The sequence below is a fragment of the Cedecea sp. FDAARGOS_727 genome (assembly GCF_012273235.1).
Lineage (GTDB): Bacteria > Pseudomonadota > Gammaproteobacteria > Enterobacterales > Enterobacteriaceae > Cedecea > Cedecea davisae.
This window is the reverse complement of the sequence record NZ_CP050966.1, coordinates 2,252,187-2,270,902: the sequence shown is the minus strand read 5'-3', so window position 1 is coordinate 2,270,902 and position 18,716 is coordinate 2,252,187. Positions and strand designations below refer to the sequence as shown.

Annotated in this window: 18 protein-coding genes, 1 tRNA gene and 2 rRNA genes; 16 read left to right on the top strand and 5 right to left on the bottom strand. The window is 54.3% G+C overall.

Features of this window, described 5'->3' with window-relative positions; genetic code table 11:
* Positions 1–21: 21 nt before the first annotated feature.
* Together mreB and csrD are read right to left on the bottom strand one after the other, a co-directional pair.
* A complete protein-coding gene (mreB, locus tag FOC35_RS10875) occupies positions 22–1,065 on the bottom strand; it encodes a rod shape-determining protein MreB (protein WP_000913396.1) in 1,044 nt (347 codons plus the stop codon).
* 306 nt (positions 1,066–1,371) lie between these two features.
* Positions 1,372–3,312: an RNase E specificity factor CsrD gene (csrD, locus tag FOC35_RS10870; protein WP_016538426.1), complete on the bottom strand. Its 1,941-nt coding sequence runs from the start codon at positions 3,310–3,312 to the stop codon at positions 1,372–1,374.
* Between the two features lie 201 nt (positions 3,313–3,513).
* Between csrD and FOC35_RS10865 the strand changes: the two genes are divergently transcribed.
* From FOC35_RS10865 to FOC35_RS10790, 16 genes are all read left to right on the top strand, one after another.
* A complete protein-coding gene (locus tag FOC35_RS10865; RefSeq protein ID WP_172568892.1) occupies positions 3,514–4,488 on the top strand; it encodes an MDR family oxidoreductase in 975 nt (324 codons plus the stop codon).
* 117 nt (positions 4,489–4,605) lie between these two features.
* On the top strand, positions 4,606–5,610 hold the full coding sequence (gene msrP / locus FOC35_RS10860; protein ID WP_172568891.1) for a protein-methionine-sulfoxide reductase catalytic subunit MsrP: 1,005 nt from the start codon (positions 4,606–4,608) through the stop codon (positions 5,608–5,610).
* Entirely contained in the window at positions 5,611–6,210 is a 600-nt protein-coding gene (gene msrQ / locus FOC35_RS10855; RefSeq protein ID WP_016538429.1) for a protein-methionine-sulfoxide reductase heme-binding subunit MsrQ, read from the top strand. It begins immediately after the preceding gene.
* A gap of 231 nt (positions 6,211–6,441) precedes the next feature.
* Positions 6,442–6,894, top strand: coding sequence for a type II 3-dehydroquinate dehydratase (gene aroQ / locus FOC35_RS10850; RefSeq protein WP_016538430.1), 453 nt, complete (start codon positions 6,442–6,444; stop codon positions 6,892–6,894).
* Positions 6,895–6,916: 22 nt separating this feature from the next.
* Positions 6,917–7,396, top strand: coding sequence for an acetyl-CoA carboxylase biotin carboxyl carrier protein (accB, locus tag FOC35_RS10845; protein ID WP_016538431.1), 480 nt, complete (start codon positions 6,917–6,919; stop codon positions 7,394–7,396).
* 10 nt (positions 7,397–7,406) lie between these two features.
* Positions 7,407–8,753 (top strand): acetyl-CoA carboxylase biotin carboxylase subunit, encoded by a 1,347-nt coding sequence (gene accC, locus FOC35_RS10840; RefSeq protein WP_016538432.1) that lies wholly within the window; start codon positions 7,407–7,409, stop codon positions 8,751–8,753.
* Between the two features lie 113 nt (positions 8,754–8,866).
* Entirely contained in the window at positions 8,867–9,109 is a 243-nt protein-coding gene (locus tag FOC35_RS10835; RefSeq protein ID WP_016538434.1) for a YhdT family protein, read from the top strand.
* Entirely contained in the window at positions 9,099–10,553 is a 1,455-nt protein-coding gene (gene panF / locus FOC35_RS10830; protein WP_172568890.1) for a sodium/pantothenate symporter, read from the top strand. Before FOC35_RS10835 ends, panF begins: the two co-directional genes overlap by 11 nt.
* 11 nt (positions 10,554–10,564) lie before the next feature.
* Entirely contained in the window at positions 10,565–11,449 is an 885-nt protein-coding gene (gene prmA, locus FOC35_RS10825; RefSeq protein WP_172568889.1) for a 50S ribosomal protein L11 methyltransferase, read from the top strand.
* Positions 11,450–11,820: 371 nt separating this feature from the next.
* Positions 11,821–12,786 (top strand): tRNA dihydrouridine synthase DusB, encoded by a 966-nt coding sequence (gene dusB, locus FOC35_RS10820; protein WP_016538438.1) that lies wholly within the window; start codon positions 11,821–11,823, stop codon positions 12,784–12,786.
* Between the two features lie 25 nt (positions 12,787–12,811).
* Positions 12,812–13,108 carry a DNA-binding transcriptional regulator Fis gene (gene fis / locus FOC35_RS10815; protein ID WP_000462905.1) on the top strand — a complete coding sequence of 99 codons (297 nt, stop codon included), beginning with the start codon at positions 12,812–12,814 and terminating at the stop codon, positions 13,106–13,108.
* Positions 13,109–13,401: 293 nt separating this feature from the next.
* A complete protein-coding gene (locus FOC35_RS10810) occupies positions 13,402–13,623 on the top strand; it encodes a hypothetical protein (protein ID WP_016538439.1) in 222 nt (73 codons plus the stop codon).
* A gap of 301 nt (positions 13,624–13,924) precedes the next feature.
* Positions 13,925–14,950, top strand: coding sequence for an amino acid ABC transporter substrate-binding protein (locus tag FOC35_RS10805; RefSeq protein ID WP_172568888.1), 1,026 nt, complete (start codon positions 13,925–13,927; stop codon positions 14,948–14,950).
* A 70-nt stretch (positions 14,951–15,020) separates the two neighbouring features.
* Positions 15,021–16,202: an amino acid ABC transporter permease gene (locus FOC35_RS10800; protein ID WP_172568887.1), complete on the top strand. Its 1,182-nt coding sequence runs from the start codon at positions 15,021–15,023 to the stop codon at positions 16,200–16,202.
* Between the two features lie 78 nt (positions 16,203–16,280).
* Entirely contained in the window at positions 16,281–17,315 is a 1,035-nt protein-coding gene (locus FOC35_RS10795; RefSeq protein ID WP_371810765.1) for an amino acid ABC transporter permease, read from the top strand.
* Between the two features lie 8 nt (positions 17,316–17,323).
* Positions 17,324–18,082 carry an amino acid ABC transporter ATP-binding protein gene (locus tag FOC35_RS10790; RefSeq protein ID WP_172568885.1) on the top strand — a complete coding sequence of 253 codons (759 nt, stop codon included), beginning with the start codon at positions 17,324–17,326 and terminating at the stop codon, positions 18,080–18,082.
* Positions 18,083–18,181: 99 nt separating this feature from the next.
* Here FOC35_RS10790 and rrf (FOC35_RS10785) read toward each other — a convergent pair.
* The 3 genes from rrf (FOC35_RS10785) to rrf (FOC35_RS10775) form a co-directional block, all read right to left on the bottom strand.
* Positions 18,182–18,297, bottom strand: a 5S ribosomal RNA gene (gene rrf / locus FOC35_RS10785).
* A 38-nt stretch (positions 18,298–18,335) separates the two neighbouring features.
* Positions 18,336–18,411: transfer RNA gene (locus FOC35_RS10780), tRNA-Thr, on the bottom strand.
* A gap of 150 nt (positions 18,412–18,561) precedes the next feature.
* A 5S ribosomal RNA gene (gene rrf / locus FOC35_RS10775) occupies positions 18,562–18,677 on the bottom strand.
* Positions 18,678–18,716 lie beyond the last annotated feature (39 nt).

Below are 18,716 nucleotides of genomic sequence, written 5' to 3'. Positions count from 1 at the left end.
CTCCCCCTGACCTTGCGGCTGTTACTCTTCGCTAAACAAGTCGCCGCCGTGCATGTCGATCATTTCCAGTGCCTTGCCGCCGCCGCGGGCAACACAGGTCAGTGGATCTTCTGCAACTACTACCGGGATACCTGTCTCTTCCATCAGCAGGCGATCGAGGTTGCGCAGCAGTGCGCCACCGCCGGTCAGAACCATACCGCGCTCGGAGATATCGGACGCCAGCTCCGGCGGGCACTGCTCCAGAGCAACCATCACCGCGCTAACGATACCGGTCAGAGGCTCCTGAAGCGCTTCGAGGATTTCGTTGGAGTTCAGGGTAAAGCCACGTGGAACGCCCTCGGCCAGATTACGGCCGCGAACTTCAATTTCACGCACTTCGTCGCCCGGATAGGCAGAACCGATTTCGTGCTTGATGCGCTCGGCGGTTGCTTCACCAATCAGGGAACCATAGTTACGGCGCACATAATTAATGATGGCTTCGTCGAAGCGGTCACCGCCGATGCGTACGGAGGAGGAGTAAACCACGCCGTTGAGGGAGATAACCGCAACTTCCGTCGTACCGCCACCGATATCCACAACCATTGAACCGGTTGCTTCAGAAACCGGCAGACCTGCACCGATTGCCGCAGCCATTGGCTCTTCAATCAGGAACACTTCACGCGCGCCGGCACCCTGAGCGGATTCACGGATTGCGCGGCGTTCAACCTGAGTTGCGCCAACCGGCACACACACCAGCACGCGCGGGCTTGGGCGCATGAAGCTGTTGCTGTGAACCTGTTTAATAAAGTGCTGCAGCATTTTTTCAGTCACGAAGAAGTCGGCAATAACGCCGTCTTTCATCGGACGAATAGCCGCGATGTTGCCTGGTGTACGGCCAAGCATTTGTTTAGCGTCGTGCCCTACGGCTGCAACGCTTTTAGGAGAGCCGGCACGGTCCTGGCGAATGGCCACGACGGAGGGCTCATTCAGTACGATGCCTTGTCCTTTCACATAAATCAGGGTATTCGCAGTACCCAGGTCAATGGACAGGTCATTGGAAAACATGCCACGAAATTTTTTCAACATACTAAGGGATAATCCTGAAAGCTGGGGCGGATACAAAATCCGCTTACTTTACCAACCACACGCTACAGCGACAAGGCGCAAAAATGTTCTGCAACGGTGAAAAATAGTGCAGTTCACTACGGCTGTTACACTTTTGAAACGTCTTCCTACATGGCGCTCAGAAATGCAGCAAACGCGGTAGAATAAACGAACAGCTAACAGCAGCAAACCGGTTCATAACGGCTGCGACAATCTGGCCGGCAGGCAGACTCGCCCCCTTGAGATGCAGCGCGCGTTATTCTACGTGAAATAATGCCAAACGGCAGGTTAAACCGAGTATCTTTGTGAATATTTTTTCACATTACTGTCAAGCGGCTGAGATGCGGCGATAAAATCACCTTGCGCCCCCGCCACCCCGTTATCAATCAGCGTCTGCCATTCGCCGCGAGTCCTCACACCTGTGGCAAAAACACGGGTTCGCGTACCTTTACAGGATTCCACCAGGCTGTTAACAAACAGCTGGTTTTCTGTACGCTTGCCGATGTTTCTCACCAGACCCGGATGCAGTTTTATCAGCCCCACATCCAGCTCTTTAATATAGGTTGTGCTCACCACGGTTAATCCAGCCTGGATAACAACAATTCTTGCCCCTAAAGCGGTTATCAACCTGACTACGGGTTGTAAACGGCTGATGTGTTGACAGACATCTGCCTCCGCAAGTTCAAAAATAATCCTTGAGCGTTTCGATTTTTCGCACTGCATCAGAGAATCACGCAGCCAGCGCTGGAAAGGTGCGCGGATAAGCGAGTCAACGGTGACCTGAATCGCCAGCGTCTCTTCGGGCCAGAAGCTGAGCAAAGGTAAAAGTCGGGAGACGACCTGCCGATCGTATTGCTCGGATAAGCCAAACTGCCTGACCATTGGCATATACTCCGCCGACAGCACCTCCTGCTCGCCGTCAAAAATACGGCACATGATTTCGCGATGGTGCACGATGCCCAGGCGGTCAACCGCCGGTTTTTGATAGAAGCGCGGGCCGCCCTGCTTCAGCACCTGCTCAAGCAGAGTGCGCCATTTCACGCTCCCTCTTCCCTGTTCCGGCAGCTTGTCGTCATAGACTGACCAGCTATTAGCCCCCTGGAAAGCGGCGTTGCGGGTGGCAATTTCGGCTTTCTCCATCACCTGCTCTTTGGTCTGCCCGCTACGCCAGGCGCAGATGCCAATGTGCAGCATATCGCTGCGATCTACCATGCGGGTCGGCGGCAGCGCATCCACGGCATTTAACAGCTGGCTGGCTATGCCATCGGCCTCTTTCAGGGTGCGATGCGGCAAAAGAACCGCAAAGTCGCTGCGAAAATAGCGGGCCAGCAGGGCTCCAGGGTAACGCATCACAAAAGTGGAGAGTAAATTCACCAAAGTGAATAGATATTCTTCTACCGGCGCATTACCCCACGTTTCCTTCAGCAGTTCGAAGTCCGGCAAACGAACTATCATCACTACGCCGTGGGCGCCCACCTGCTCTTGCCCGTCCAGCAGCGTGGCCAGTTGGTTATCGAAGAACAAACGGTTATTTAGCCCGGTTTGAACGTCCTGGGCTGCAAATGCCCTGATCAGAGTATCAACCCGGTTGCGCTGTTCGTCGGCGCTCTGCAAATCTGAAAGCAAGGCGTCAATCGCGCTACTGACCAGCGGCGGCCATTCATGCACGGAGCCCCGCACGCCAACGCCACGCTCACCGCTGATGATTTTACCCGCACGCGCCTCCAGCAGTTCCTGCCCGGAAAGCTGTTTTTTCAGCCAGCGTCCGGCCAGCAGCAGCACCACCAGCATAAAAGCGATCGCCGCCGTTAACGGGGTGGTGGTAAACATCGCGTGATAATAGAGGGCAACGGGGTCCCGATAGGTCAGCGTCAGCGTCATCCCTGGATGCTTCATCAGATCTACGGTGAGAGTGCGGTAAAGATACTGGGTGCCGGTCGGACGGTAATCTTCAGGTAAGACGTGCTGAAATTCGTAGGTTTTATCCGCCTGCAGGCGGATCCCCGTGATATCAACCGGGGTCATTAATTCGGTGAAACGGCTGGCAAGCTGCTGCGGCGAGCTGGAAACCAGCTGATTATCAATAATGGTGGCGACCGCCATAATCCGCTGCTGCGTTTTATCATGCACCGAGCTGTAGAAACTTAGCAGGCAGCCCAACAGCGTTACGATTATCGCAAGGCCGGTTAAGAGGGTGATAAAAGCGGAAAGTTTCGTCGTTAATCGCATCCCTGTGTTAACTCCGGTTGGTGAAAATTAACCACACTCACATTGGTATCAAAGGATGAAGCATTAAATAGCAAAGCAAGAACCCTGGCAAACTCCACGGTCATTTCTGTGCATTTATTGCGGTAAGTCGGCTCTTAAGATCAGTATCGGAGTATAGTCTTCTGAGATTTTTTTCCCATTAATAGCCACCGAGGAGCGCCAATGCAGGCACTAATCCTGGAACAGTCCGAAGGCCAGACCCTGGCAGCGGTAAAAAATATCGAGCCAGCTACGCTGCCGGAAGGCAACGTTACCGTTGAGATTGACTACTCAAGCCTCAACTACAAAGACGCCCTCGCCATTACCGGCAAAGGCAAAATTATTCGTAACTTCCCGATGGTGCCGGGCATAGACTTCGCCGGGAAGGTACAGAGCAGCGAAGATCCACGCTTCCACGTTGGCCAGGCCGTGCTGCTAACCGGCTGGGGCGTGGGAGAAAACCACTGGGGCGGGCTGGCGGAAGCCGCACGAGTGAATGGCGACTGGCTGGTCGCGATGCCCCAGGGGCTGGACGCACGCAAAGCAATGATTATTGGTACCGCAGGCTTCACCGCTATGCTCTGCGTAATGGCGCTGGAAGAAGCAGGCGTGACGCCACAGAGCGGTGAAATCGTCGTCACCGGTGCCAGCGGCGGAGTGGGCAGCACTGCGGTAGCGTTACTGCACAAGCTCGGTTATCAGGTGGCCGCCGTTTCCGGGCGCGAGTCTACCCATGACTACCTTCGCAGCCTGGGCGCTAACCGCATTCTTGGCCGCGATGAATTTGCCGAAACCCGCCCGCTGGAAAAACAGCTTTGGGCTGGTGCGGTGGATACCGTGGGCGACAAAGTGCTGGCGAAAGTGCTGGCGCAGATGAATTACGGCGGCTGTGTGGCGGCCTGTGGCCTGGCGGGCGGCTTTGCGCTGCCAACCACCGTGATGCCGTTTATTCTGCGTAACGTTCGCCTGCAGGGCGTGGACTCAGTCATGACGCCAACCGCGCGTCGCGCTGCGGCCTGGGAACGCCTGGTTCGTGATTTACCGGAGTCTTTCTATCAGCAGGCCACCACCGAAATTGGTCTTGAAGATGCGCCGAAGTTCGCTGACGCCATCATCAATAACGCCGCTCAGGGGCGTACGCTGGTAAAAGTTCGTTAATACCCGCCGGGGGCCGTGGCCGTACCTTGCGCCCCCGTAAATTTCAATTTTTCGTGACATATTCGCCGGAACGCTTTCTCTCAGTCATGCTTAGCCTATAGCAACGAGGAGAATGTCATGAAAAAGGTCACCCGGCTTAGCGAAGCCGACGTCACGCCAGAATCGGTATTTATGATGAAGCGTCGCCAGGTGCTGAAGGCTCTGGGGATTAGCGCCGCCGCATTGTCGCTACCGCACACCGCCAACGCCGATATTCTTTCCTGGTTTAAAGGCAATGACCGTCCTCCCGCCCCTTCGGGAAAGCCTCTGACCTTTAGCCAGCCCGGGCAGTGGCAAGCAAAGCTCGCCATGACGCCGGAAGATAAAGTCACCGGCTACAACAACTTTTATGAGTTCGGGCTGGATAAAGCCGATCCGGCGGCAAATGCCGGCGCGCTGAAAACCGACCCGTGGCAGATAAAAATCAGCGGTGAAGTGGCCAAGCCGCTCACGCTGGATCACGACGATCTGTATAAACGTTTCCCGCTGGAAGAGCGCATCTACCGCATGCGCTGCGTTGAGGCCTGGTCAATGGTGGTTCCGTGGATTGGCTTCCCGCTAAACAAACTGCTGGCGATGGTTGAGCCCACCAGCAATGCCAAATATGTTGCCTTTGAAACGCTTTACGATCCCGAACAAATGCCCGGCCAGAAAGATCGTTTCATCGGCGGTGGCCTGCAATACCCTTATGTAGAGGGGCTGAGGCTTGATGAGGCGATGCATCCGCTGACGCTGCTGACCGTTGGCGTTTACGGCAAGGCGCTACCGCCGCAAAACGGCGCGCCGATTCGCCTGACTGTGCCGTGGAAGTATGGCTTCAAGGGGATAAAGTCGATTGTCAGCATCAAGCTGGTACGCGAGCTGCCGCCTACGACCTGGAACCTTGCCGCGCCGAATGAATACGGTTTCTACGCCAACGTGAACCCACATGTTGACCACCCTCGCTGGTCGCAGGCTTCAGAGCGGTTTATCGGCTCCGGCGGCGTGCTGGATGTGAAGCGCCAGCCCACGCTGCTGTTTAACGGCTACGCCGAACAGGTGGCATCGCTTTACCATGGCCTGAATCTCAAGGAGAATTTCTGAGTGCGCCTGACAGCAAAGCAAATTACCTGGCTTAAGGTGGCGCTGCATCTGGCCGCTTTCTTGCCTTTTGTCTGGCTGTTTTACGCCGCCAGCCAGGGGCTTTTTAGCGCCGATCCGGCAAAAGATATCCAGCATTTTACCGGCAGAATGGCGCTAAAGTTGCTGCTGGCAACGCTGCTTATCACTCCGCTGGCCCGCTACGCCAAACAGCCTTTATTGATTCGTACCCGCCGCCTGCTCGGCGTTTGGTGCTTTGTCTGGGCGTCTTTGCACCTGACCAGCTATTCGCTGCTTGAGCTCGGCATAAGCAATCTTGGCCTGCTGGGCCAGGAGCTAGTCACCCGTCCTTACCTCACGCTGGGCATTATTTGCTGGCTTATTTTGCTCGCTCTGGCCGTGACCTCCACCCAAAAAGCCCAACGAGCGCTTGGCTCCCGCTGGCAGAAATTGCATAACTTCGTCTATCTGGTCGCGATCCTCGCGCCAGTTCATTTCATCTGGTCGGTTAAGATTTTGTCCCCGCAGCCCTTGCTTTATGCCCTGGGTGCTATCATCCTTCTGGCACTGCGCTACAAGAAGTTTCGCCAGTGGTGGCGCTAGCCGCAGAGCATCTCGTTTTCCGCCGAATGAACGTCAACTGCCGCCCCTGATGGGGTAGCGGTTGATCATCTTCCCTGATAAGACCAGTATTTAGCTGCCAAATGCTACGAAATCGTTATAATGTGCGACTTCGGTTTTTTCTGGTGCCCATTTTCGACTCGAAAAGGTGACAACCGGAAAACTTAGGTATATTTTGTAAATTGCCTACTAATTGCAGGAGATGGCAGCACGATGTCGGGTGAATTTCACATTTTGCTTTTGAATGGCCCTAATCTGAACATGCTGGGCACCCGGGAGCCGGATAAGTACGGCCACCAGACGTTAGCAGAAATTGTTAACACCCTGGAGGCACAGGCGACCGACCTTGGCGTGAAGCTCAGCCACCTGCAATCAAACGCCGAATATGCGCTGATTGACCGTATTCATCAGGCCAAAGACAATGTGGACTTTATCCTGATTAATCCGGCCGCGTTCACGCATACCAGCGTCGCGCTGCGCGATGCTCTGCTGGCGGTAGATATCCCGTTTATCGAGATCCACCTCAGCAATGTTCACGCGCGTGAACCGTTTCGCCATCATTCATATCTTTCAGATAAAGCCGTCGGCGTCATCTGCGGATTAGGCGCTGACGGCTATTCATATGCACTACAGACGGCGGTAAAACGCCTGTCAAAATCCATCTAAACAAAGAGTACGGAACCCACTCATGGATATTCGTAAGATTAAAAAACTGATCGAGCTGGTTGAAGAATCAGGCATCGCTGAACTGGAAATTTCTGAAGGCGAAGAGTCTGTACGTATCAGCCGCTCACCGGCAAACGCGGGTTTCCCGATGATGCAACAGGCTTATGCTGCGCCTATGTACCAGCCTCAGCCGCAGCCGGGTCTGGCCCAGGCCGTCGCGCCAGCCGCTACCCCGGCAATGGAAGCCCCTGCAGCTGCTGAAGTCAGTGGTCACATCGTACGTTCCCCAATGGTCGGTACCTTCTACCGTACCCCAAGCCCGGATGCAAAAGCGTTTGTTGAAGTTGGCCAGAAGGTTAACGTTGGCGACACCCTGTGCATCGTTGAAGCAATGAAAATGATGAACCAGATCGAAGCTGATAAAGCCGGTGTGGTGAAAGCAATTCTGGTCGAGAATGGTCAGCCGGTAGAATTTGACGAGCCGCTGGTCGTCATCGAGTAACGAGGCGAACATGCTGGATAAAATTGTCATCGCCAACCGCGGCGAGATTGCACTGCGTATTCTTCGTGCCTGTAAAGAACTGGGCATCAAGACCGTCGCCGTGCACTCAAGTGCGGATCGCGATTTGAAACACGTATTACTGGCGGATGAGACGGTCTGTATTGGCCCGGCTCCGTCCGTGAAAAGCTATCTGAATATCCCGGCAATCATCTCTGCGGCAGAAATTACTGGCGCAGTAGCGATTCACCCGGGCTATGGTTTCCTGTCAGAAAACGCAAACTTTGCCGAGCAGGTTGAGCGCTCCGGCTTTATCTTCATCGGACCGAAAGCCGAAACTATCCGCCTGATGGGCGATAAAGTTTCCGCTATCACCGCGATGAAGAAAGCGGGTGTACCAACCGTACCAGGCTCTGACGGCCCTCTCGACGGCGACATGGATAAAAACCGTGCTCATGCTAAGCGCATCGGCTACCCGGTTATTATCAAAGCGTCCGGCGGCGGCGGCGGTCGCGGTATGCGCGTAGTTCGCGGCGATGCGGAACTTGAACAGTCCATCAATATGACCCGTGCGGAAGCCAAAGCGGCTTTCAACAACGACATGGTCTATATGGAGAAGTACCTCGAGAACCCACGCCATATCGAGATTCAGGTTCTGGCCGATGGCCAGGGTAACGCTATCTATCTGGCCGAACGTGACTGCTCCATGCAGCGCCGCCACCAGAAAGTCGTTGAAGAAGCGCCAGCGCCGGGCATCACGCCGGAACTGCGTAAATTCATCGGCGATCGCTGCGCCAAAGCCTGCGTGGACATCAACTACCGCGGCGCGGGTACTTTCGAGTTCCTGTTCGAAAACGGCGAGTTCTATTTCATCGAAATGAACACCCGTATTCAGGTAGAGCACCCGGTTACCGAAATGATTACCGGCGTTGACCTGATCAAAGAGCAGCTGCGTATTGCTGCCGGTCAGCCGCTGTCCATCAAACAGGAAGACGTTCACGTTACCGGCCATGCGGTAGAATGCCGTATCAACGCCGAAGACCCGAACACCTTCCTGCCAAGCCCGGGCAAAATCACGCGCTTCCATGCGCCTGGTGGTTTTGGCGTGCGTTGGGAATCGCATATCTACGCCGGTTACACCGTACCGCCGTACTACGATTCAATGATTGGTAAGCTGATTTGCTACGGCGAAACTCGTGAAGTGGCGATTTCCCGCATGAAAAATGCTCTTGCAGAGCTGATCATCGACGGCATCAAAACCAACATCGAGCTGCAAACCAAAATCATGAATGACGAACACTTCCAGCAGGGTGGAACTAACATCCACTATCTGGAGAAGAAACTCGGTCTTCAACACTAAGTTTCCGTCAAACATGTCGACAAAAGGCCGGTTCTCCGGCCTTTTTCTTTTTTGATCCTGATGCAGGATTGATGCGTTACAATCGCCGCTTTCCGCGAACTCAAGGGATAAAAATGGACAAGCGTTTTGTTCAGGCCCATAAAGAAGCGCGCTGGGCGCTCTGGCTGACCCTGCTCTATCTTGCCGCCTGGTTAGTGGCCGCTTACTTACCCGATAATACTCAGGGATTCACCGGCCTGCCGCATTGGTTTGAAATGGCCTGCCTGCTGGTGCCACTGCTTTTCATCCTGCTCTGTTGGCTGATGGTCAGAACGGTCTTCCGCGATATTCCACTGGAGGACGAAAATGCAAAATGAAGTTATCGCCGTACTGGCCGTCTACCTGATTGTGGTATTTGGCCTGTCGGTTTATGCCATGCGCCAGCGCAGCTCCGGCACTTTCCTCAGTGAATATTTCCTCGGCAGCCGTTCCATGGGCGGCTTTGTGCTGGCGATGACGCTAACGGCTACCTATATCAGCGCCAGTTCGTTTATCGGCGGGCCGGGTGCCGCCTATAAATACGGACTGGGGTGGGTGCTACTGGCGATGATTCAGATCCCGACGATCTGGCTCTCGCTGGGTATTCTGGGCAAAAAATTCGCTATTCTGGCGCGGCGCTATAACGCCATTACCCTCAACGATATGCTTCAGGCCCGCTACCAGAACCGAGCGGTAGTCTGGATAGCAAGCGTTAGCCTGCTGGTCGCCTTTGTCGGCGCAATCGCCGTTCAGTTTATCGGCGGGGCGCGCCTGCTGGAAACGGCGGCCGGGATCAAATACGAAACCGGCTTGCTTATCTTCGGGATAACCATTGCTTTATACACCGCCTTTGGCGGCTTCCGCGCCAGCGTGCTAAATGACACGATGCAGGGCATGGTCATGCTGATTGGCACCATCGTGCTATTGGTCGGCGTTGTTCACGCTGCGGGCGGCCTGAGCAATGCTGTGCAGACCCTCGAGCATATCGATCCAAAGCTGGTGAGCCCGCACGGGGCCGACGATATCCTGACGCCAACCTTTATGACGTCCTTCTGGGTGCTGGTCTGTTTCGGCGTTATCGGCCTGCCGCACACGGCGGTGCGCTGTATCTCCTATAAGGACAGTAAGGCCGTACACCGCGGAATTATTATCGGCACCATTGTGGTCGCCATTCTGATGCTCGGCATGCATCTGGCAGGCGCGCTTGGCAGAGCCGTTCTGCCAGGCCTCACGGTGCCGGATTTGGTTATTCCTACCCTGATGATGCAAGTTCTGCCGCCGTGGGCCGCGGGCCTGTTTCTTGCCGCCCCGATGGCCGCCATCATGTCTAACGTTAACGCCCACCTGCTGCAGGCGTCCGCGACTATCGTGAAAGACCTGTGGCTAAGCGCAAGTCCGGCTAAAATTCGTCAGGAGAGCCGCCTGAAGCGCATTTCCACCACCACCACGCTGGTGCTGGGCATTCTGATGATGCTGGCCGCCTGGCGCCCGCCAGAAATGATAATCTGGCTGAATCTACTCGCCTTCGGCGGCCTGGAAGCCGTTTTCCTGTGGCCGCTGGTGCTCGGTCTCTACTGGGACAAAGCCAATGCCGCAGGAGCCCTGAGCGGTATGATAGTCGGCGGCGCGCTGTACGCGCTGCTGGCAAGCTTCAGCATTCAGCTGTTCGGCTTCCATCCGATTGTGCCGTCGCTGGTTTTAAGTTTGCTGGCGTTCCTGGTAGGCAACCGCTTTGGCCGTGCCGTACCGGAACCCCTTCTCGTTTCAACTACTGATAAATAAAGAGTTTCGCCATGCCATGGATCCAACTGAAAATTAATACTACCGGCGGCGACGCCGAAAGCTTAGGCGATGCGCTGATTGAAAGCGGTGCGGTTTCCGTCACCTTCCAGGATACCCACGACACGCCGGTCTTTGAGCCGCTGCCGGGGGAAACCCGCCTGTGGGGAGATACCGACGTCATCGGCCTGTACGACGCGGAAACCGACATGAAAGAAGTGATTGCTATCCTTGAGCACTGCCCGCTGCTGGGCAACGGCTTCCACCACAAAGTGGAACAGCTCGAAGATAAAGACTGGGAGCGCGAATGGATGGATAACTTCCACCCGATGCGTTTCGGCAACCGCCTGTGGATTTGCCCAAGCTGGCGCGACGTGCCGGATGAGAACGCCGTTAACGTGATGCTCGACCCGGGCCTCGCTTTTGGCACCGGCACCCACCCAACAACCTCCCTGTGCCTTGAATGGCTCGATGGGCTGGATCTGGCGGGTAAAACCGTTATCGATTTTGGCTGCGGCTCCGGGATCCTGGCCATTGCCGCCCTGAAGCTTGGCGCGGCCAAAGCCATCGGGATTGATATCGATCCGCAGGCGATTCAGGCCAGCCGCGATAACGCCGAGCGTAACGGAGTTTCCGAACGCCTGGAGCTTTATCTGCCAAAAGACCAGCCGGAAGCCATGAGCGCCGACGTAGTGGTAGCAAACATCCTGGCTGGCCCATTACGCGAGCTGGCGCCATTAATCAGCGTCCTGCCCGTTGAGGGCGGTTTCCTTGGGCTTTCCGGGGTACTGGCAAGCCAGGCTGAGAGCGTTTGTGAAGCCTATGCGGATAAATTCACTCTCGACCCGGTAGCGGAAAAAGAAGAGTGGTGCCGCATCACCGGGCGCAAACACGGCTGATTAAAAGTGCAGCATGCGGCGGCGCTGCCGCATGCTTTTCCTGGCCAGTTTTAGTGACAATCTGCGGGCTAAAAATGAGAGCTTGCTCGCATAAAAAACCCAAAACCGACCACAAAAACAGCGGTTTATCTGGCAAAAAGCCCCTGTCATACAGCTTATTTCTGCTAACTTTCAGGAAAATTTAAAACAGCATGAAATAAAGGATAAATCCTAAGCTTATGATTAATAGCGTTAATTATTAAATAACCTTGAGCTGGTTAGCGCTTCATTGATCTGTGACAGAGGATTGTTCAAAGTTTGGCCTTTCATCTCGTGCAAAAAATGCGTAATATACGCCGCCTTGCAGGTACAGTATGGTCATTTCTTAACTCATGCGCATCGGACACCACCAGCTCAGAAATCGCCTGATTGCAGCACCTATGGCTGGCATTACTGACAGACCATTCAGGACGCTGTGTTACGAGATGGGAGCCGGGTTAACCGTTTCCGAGATGATGTCCTCCAACCCGGAAGTATGGGCGAGCGACAAGTCCCGTTTGCGGATGGTACATGTGGATGAACCGGGTATTCGCACCGTGCAAATTGCCGGCAGCGTACCTGAAGAGATGGCGGAAGCCGCGCGTATTAACGTGGCTAATGGCGCCCAGATTATTGATATCAATATGGGTTGTCCGGCAAAAAAGGTAAATCGTAAGCTGGCAGGTTCAGCCCTTCTGCAGTATCCGAGTCTGGTAAAGGACATCGTGACGACGGTAGTGAAGGCAGTGGATGTTCCTGTAACGCTGAAGATTCGTACCGGCTGGGAGCCCGCGCACCGTAACTGTGTAGAGATTGCCCAACTGGCTGAAGACTGTGGCATTCAGGCACTGACAATTCACGGACGCACACGCGCCTGTTTATTCCAGGGCGACGCTGAATACGACAGCATTCGGGCAGTTAAGCAGAAAGTTTCCATTCCGATTATCGCGAATGGTGACATTACTGACCCGCTTAAAGCCAGAGCTGTGCTTGACTATACGGGGGCTGATGCCCTGATGATAGGCCGCGCAGCTCAGGGAAGACCCTGGATCTTTCGGGAAATCCAGCACTATCTGGACACTGGAGAGCTGCTTCCGCCCTTGCCTCTGGCAGAGGTAAAGCGCTTACTTTGCTCGCACATTCGGGAACTGCATAGCTTTTATGGCGATGTGAAAGGTTACCGAATTGCACGTAAACACGTTTCCTGGTATCTCCAGGAACACGCTCCAGATGACCAGTTTCGGCGCACATTCAACGCTATTGAGGATTCCGGCGAACAGCTGGAGGCGTTGGAGGCATACTTCGAAAATTTTGCGTAAACAGAAATAAAGAGCTGACAGAACTATGTTCGAACAACGCGTAAATTCTGACGTACTGACCGTTTCTACCGTTAACTCTCAGGATCAGGTAACCCAAAAACCCCTGCGTGATTCCGTGAAACAGGCACTGAAGAACTATTTTGCTCAACTGAACGGTCAAGATGTGAATGACCTGTATGAGCTGGTACTGGCTGAAGTAGAACAGCCATTGTTGGACATGGTGATGCAATACACCCGCGGTAACCAGACCCGTGCTGCCCTGATGATGGGCATCAACCGTGGTACGCTGCGTAAGAAACTGAAAAAATACGGCATGAACTGATACTAATCAGCGAGTGTTGTGAAAAGGCGCAACCCGGCATGGGGAAGCGCCTTTTTTCTTTTCTAACACCCGACGCCTGACGATTTTCCTCATTTTTTACCGCCGCATCGCCGTTTTCTTCACTTTGTTTACACTCCACACGATTTGCAATTATTCCCCATTCTACGAGCGTAGATTCGGGGTGATAAAATAGCCGCATTCACGCCGTGGCAGCACCTGTGAAAACTCCGTACCTTTCAGGGTAACGATGAGAGTTCTCCCTGCCCCGGAGTTAGGTTCAACTGAGGTTTAAAATGACAAAATTAATCGCCGCCGCGTTACTCTCCACGCTTCTGGCTGGCTGCGCCACAAACTCCCCTTGCGTACCGGTATACGACGACCAGGGCCGTCTGGTGCATACCAATACCTGTATGAAAGGCACCACCCAGGATAACTGGGAAACCGCTGGCGCCATTGCCGCCGGGACTGCCGCCGTAGCCGGTGTGGCTCTGGGTATTGTTGCCTTAACCAAGTAACTCTTTATTCCGTTACAAGCGCGAGCCTGCTCGCGCTTTCCTTTACTCCGCCTTCTCACACCTTACCTGAATCATTTTGCTCTCAAATGCGCCGTTAGTTTCAGCGTTGCACCTTTTCAGAGCAATGCCTGCACGCTTTACCGCTTCTTTTCCCGCCGCACTGTCCGTATCTGATTACTCATAAACCTGGCATCGCCTTTGCTTTAAAGAATATGACTCTGGCCATTACCACAGACAGGGATACGGCGCCTCCCGGACGCCACCACGCCAATAACGATAATTTCGCCACACAGGATGCATTATGAAGAAGATGATGATCGCCACTCTGGTCGCTACCAGCACGCTGTTTGCGATGGCTAATCAGGCACATGCGGGTACCACGCTCGATGCGGTAAAAAAGAAAGGCTTTGTACAATGCGGGATTAGCGACGGCCTGCCGGGCTTCTCTTACGCCGACGGCAGCGGCAAATTTACCGGTATTGATGTGGACGTATGTCGCGGCGTGGCAGCGGCCGTTTTCGGCGATGCGACGAAGGTGAAATACACTCCCCTGACGGCCAAAGAGCGCTTTACCGCACTCCAGTCTGGCGAAGTGGACATTCTTTCCCGTAACACCACATGGACCTCCTCGCGCGACGCAGGAATGGGCATGGTGTTCACCGGCGTAACCTATTACGACGGCATTGGTTTCCTCACCCATAACAAGGCTGGCCTGAAGAGCGCTAAAGAGTTGGACGGGGCAACCGTTTGTATTCAGGCCGGTACTGATACCGAGCTGAACGTGGCCGACTACTTCAAAGCCAATAACATGAAGTACACGCCGGTGACCTTTGACCGCTCCGACGAGTCGGCAAAAGCGCTGGAGTCAGGCCGCTGCGATACCCTGGCCTCGGACCAGTCACAGCTTTACGCTTTGCGCATTAAGTTGAGCAATCCGGCCGAGTGGCTGGTGCTGCCGGAGGTCATTTCAAAAGAGCCTCTCGGGCCGGTGGTGCGCCGCGGCGATGATGACTGGTTCTCCATTGTGCGCTGGACGCTGTTTGCGATGCTGAATGCCGAAGAGATGGGTATCAGCTCTAAAAACGTGGATCAAATGGCCGCGAACCCAACCACGCCGGATATGGCGCACCTGTTAGGTAAAGAAGGTGATTTTGGCAAAGATCTGAAGCTCGACAACAAATGGGCATACAACATCGTCAAACAGGTGGGGAACTACGCGGAGATTTTTGACAATAACGTCGGCTCCGCAAGCCCGCTGAAAATCAAGCGTGGCCAAAACAATCTGTGGAATAACGGCGGCATCCAGTACGCCCCGCCGGTTCGCTAAGCGACATATCAGAACAGGGCACTGCTCGGGTGGTGCCCTGGGTTTAGCTTCTTGTTACTGAGGTTTGCTTATGCGTCATCGCCGCCCAACCGTGAAGACAGATTGGTCCTTTTCAAATCCCTCGGTTCGCGCCTGGCTTTATCAAATCGTCGCCGTGGCGATTGTTCTTGGTATTGCTATCTACCTTATTCACAACACAATCACCAACCTGGATAATCGTGGTATTACTTCCGGCTTCGCTTTCCTCGACCGTGCCGCAGGCTTCGGAATTGTTCAGCATCTTATCGATTACGAGCAGGGCGACACCTACGGAAAAGTCTTCGTTGTCGGGCTACTGAATACGCTGCTGGTTTCCGCACTCTGTATCGTGTTTGCCACGTTTATCGGCTTCTTCGTCGGCCTTGCCAGGCTGTCTGATAACTGGCTACTGCGCAAACTCTCTACTTTCTATATAGAGACATTTCGCAATATTCCTCCGCTATTGCAGATCTTCTTTTGGTACTTTGCGGTGCTGCGTAATCTGCCGGGGCCGCGCCAGGCGTTAGATGCTTTTGGGCTGATGTATCTGAGCAACCGAGGCTTATCTCTACCGGCTCCGGTCATGGGCGAAGGCTTGCTGGCTTTTATTGCCGCCTTCCTGATAGCGCTGGCTATTTCAGCCGGTTTGTATCGCTATAACAAAATGCATCAGGTAAGAACCGGCGAAATTCGCCGCAGCTGGCCGGTAGCGATCCTGCTGATCGTGCTGATGCCGTTGATAGCGCATTGGATCTTCGGCGCGGCTCTGCACTGGGATATTCCCGCCCTGCATGGATTCAACTTCAGCGGCGGTATTGTGCTGATCCCTGAGCTTGCCGCATTAACCCTGGCGTTATCGGTCTATACCTCGGTGTTTATCGCCGAGATTATCCGTTCCGGCATTCAGTCCGTGCCTTATGGCCAGCATGAAGCAGCCCGTTCGCTCGGCCTGCCAAATCAGGTGACGCTGCGTCAGGTTATTGTGCCCCAGGCGCTGAGAGTCATCATCCCTCCGCTGACCAGCCAGTATCTGAATATCGTCAAAAACTCATCTCTTGCGGCCGCTATCGGCTACCCGGATATGGTGTCGCTGTTTGCCGGAAGCGTACTGAACCAGACCGGGCAGGCAATTGAAACCATCGCTATCACCATGTCGGTCTACTTGATTATCAGCCTCGTTATCTCCCTGCTGATGAACGTTTATAACCGCCGTATCGCCCTGGTTGAGCGCTAAGGAATCCCGATGATTAAAACATTAACGGCGCACCAGGTTAGTCCGGCTACCGCCCGACCTGCGCGAGTCTGGCAATGGATGCGTAAAAATCTGTTCTCCAGCTGGCTGAATACATTACTCACTTTAGCCTGCGCCTGGCTGATGTGGGAGCTAATCCCTCCGCTGCTTAACTGGGCGATTTTACAGGCCAACTGGGTAGGTGAAACGCGCGTCGACTGCACCAAAGAAGGTGCCTGCTGGGTATTTATCCATGCACGTTTTGGCCAGTTTATGTACGGACTTTATCCGCACGATCAGCGCTGGCGTATTAACCTTGCGCTGGCCGTCGGCCTGCTCTCTATTGCCGCGATGTTCTGGAAGTCGCTTCCACAGCGTGGCCGCTATATCGCAGGCTGGGCGGTACTCTATCCTCTTGCGGTCTGGTGGCTGATGTACGGCGGTTTTCTCGGCCTGGAGAGGGTTGAAACCCGGCAGTGGGGCGGGTTAACTCTCACGCTAATCGTTGCTTCGGTGGGTATAGCAGGTGCATTGCCGCTGGGCATTTTGCTGGCGCTTGGCAGGCGTTCGGGCATGCCGGTGGTAAGAGTGCTCTCGATTATGTTTATCGAATTTTGGCGCGGCGTGCCGCTGATTACGGTGCTGTTTATGTCTTCCGTGATGCTGCCGCTGTTTCTTCCGGAAGGAACCAGCATCGACAAGCTGATCCGTGCTCTGGTGGGCGTTATCTTATTTCAGTCAGCTTATGTCGCAGAAGTTGTTCGCGGCGGTCTTCAGGCGCTACCGAAAGGACAGTACGAAGCGGCGGAGTCATTAGCTCTGGGCTACTGGAAAACGCAGGGATTGGTGATTTTACCCCAGGCGCTGAAGCTGGTTATTCCGGGGCTGGTGAACACCATTATCGCCCTGTTTAAAGATACCAGCCTGGTCATCATCATCGGCCTGTTCGACTTGTTCAGCAGCGTTCAACAGGCAACGGTCGACCCGGCATGGCTCGGCATGTCGACCGAAGGCTATGTTTTTGCTGCCCTTATTTATTGGGTTTTCTGTTTCAGCATGTCGCGCTATAGCCAGCACCTGGAAAAGCGCTTCCACACCGGGCGTACGCCGCACTAAGGATGAATATGAGTAAAATAACGCTGCAGCCTGCCGACGCAATGATCACGCTTGAAAATGTGAATAAGTGGTACGGGCAGTTCCATGTTTTAAAAGATATTAATCTCAACGTGAAGCAGGGAGAGCGTATCGTCCTGTGTGGACCATCCGGCTCCGGTAAATCGACCACGATCCGCTGCATCAATCACCTTGAAGAGCATCAGCAAGGGCGCATCGTGGTTGATGGAACCGAGTTAAACGACGATCTACGCAATATAGAGAAAGTACGCACCGAAGTCGGCATGGTGTTCCAGCACTTTAATCTGTTCCCACATTTAACCGTGCTGCAGAACTGCACTCTGGCCCCTGTCTGGGTTCGTAAGATGCCTAAGAAAGAGGCCGAGGCGCTGGCGATGCATTATCTCGAGCGAGTGAGAATCGCCGAACACGCGCATAAATTCCCAGGGCAGATATCGGGAGGCCAGCAGCAACGTGTGGCCATTGCCCGCTCACTGTGTATGAAACCCAAAATCATGCTTTTTGACGAGCCAACTTCGGCACTCGACCCGGAAATGGTGAAAGAAGTGTTGGACACCATGATAGGGCTGGCAGAATCCGGCATGACAATGCTCTGCGTCACGCACGAAATGGGTTTTGCCCGCACCGTCGCTGACCGGGTTATCTTTATGGATCGCGGAGAGATCGTAGAACAGGCCCCGCCTGAAGAGTTTTTTGCCCATCCGAAATCAGAAAGAACGCGAGCTTTCTTGTCTCAGGTTATCCATTAAACGACAAAGGCCGCTGATGCGGCCTTTTTATGGTGTTTTTCCGAATTCAGAAAACAAAAAACCCCAGCTAATAAGCTGAGGTCTTTTGTTTTATTTGATGCCTGACAGTTCCCTACTCTCGCATGGGGAGACCCCACACTACCATCGGCGCTACGGCGTTTCACTTCTGAGTTCGGCATGGGGTCAGGTGGGACCACCGCGCTACGGCCGTCAGGCAAATTCTTTTCTACGTGCCGAACTTAAACCTAAAAACTGGTGCTGATACCCAGAGTCGAACTGGGGACCTCACCCTTACCAAGGGTGCGCTCTACCAACTGAGCCATATCAGCACGCTTAATTTGATGCCTGGCAGTTGATGAACTTACGTTCACCCTACGGGCCGCTGCTTCGCAGCGTTCAGACTCACCTTTCGGTTTGTCAGTCCTACTCTCTGAGAGTAGCGAACTGCCTCGTATTACTACCATTACTGCTAATTTGATGCCTGGCAGTTCCCTACTCTCGCATGGGGAGACCCCACACTACCATCGGCGCTACGGCGTTTCACTTCTGAGTTCGGCATGGGGTCAGGTGGGACCACCGCGCTACGGCCGCCAGGCAAATTCTGTTACTGACCGTCACTTCGTGACCATCAGTT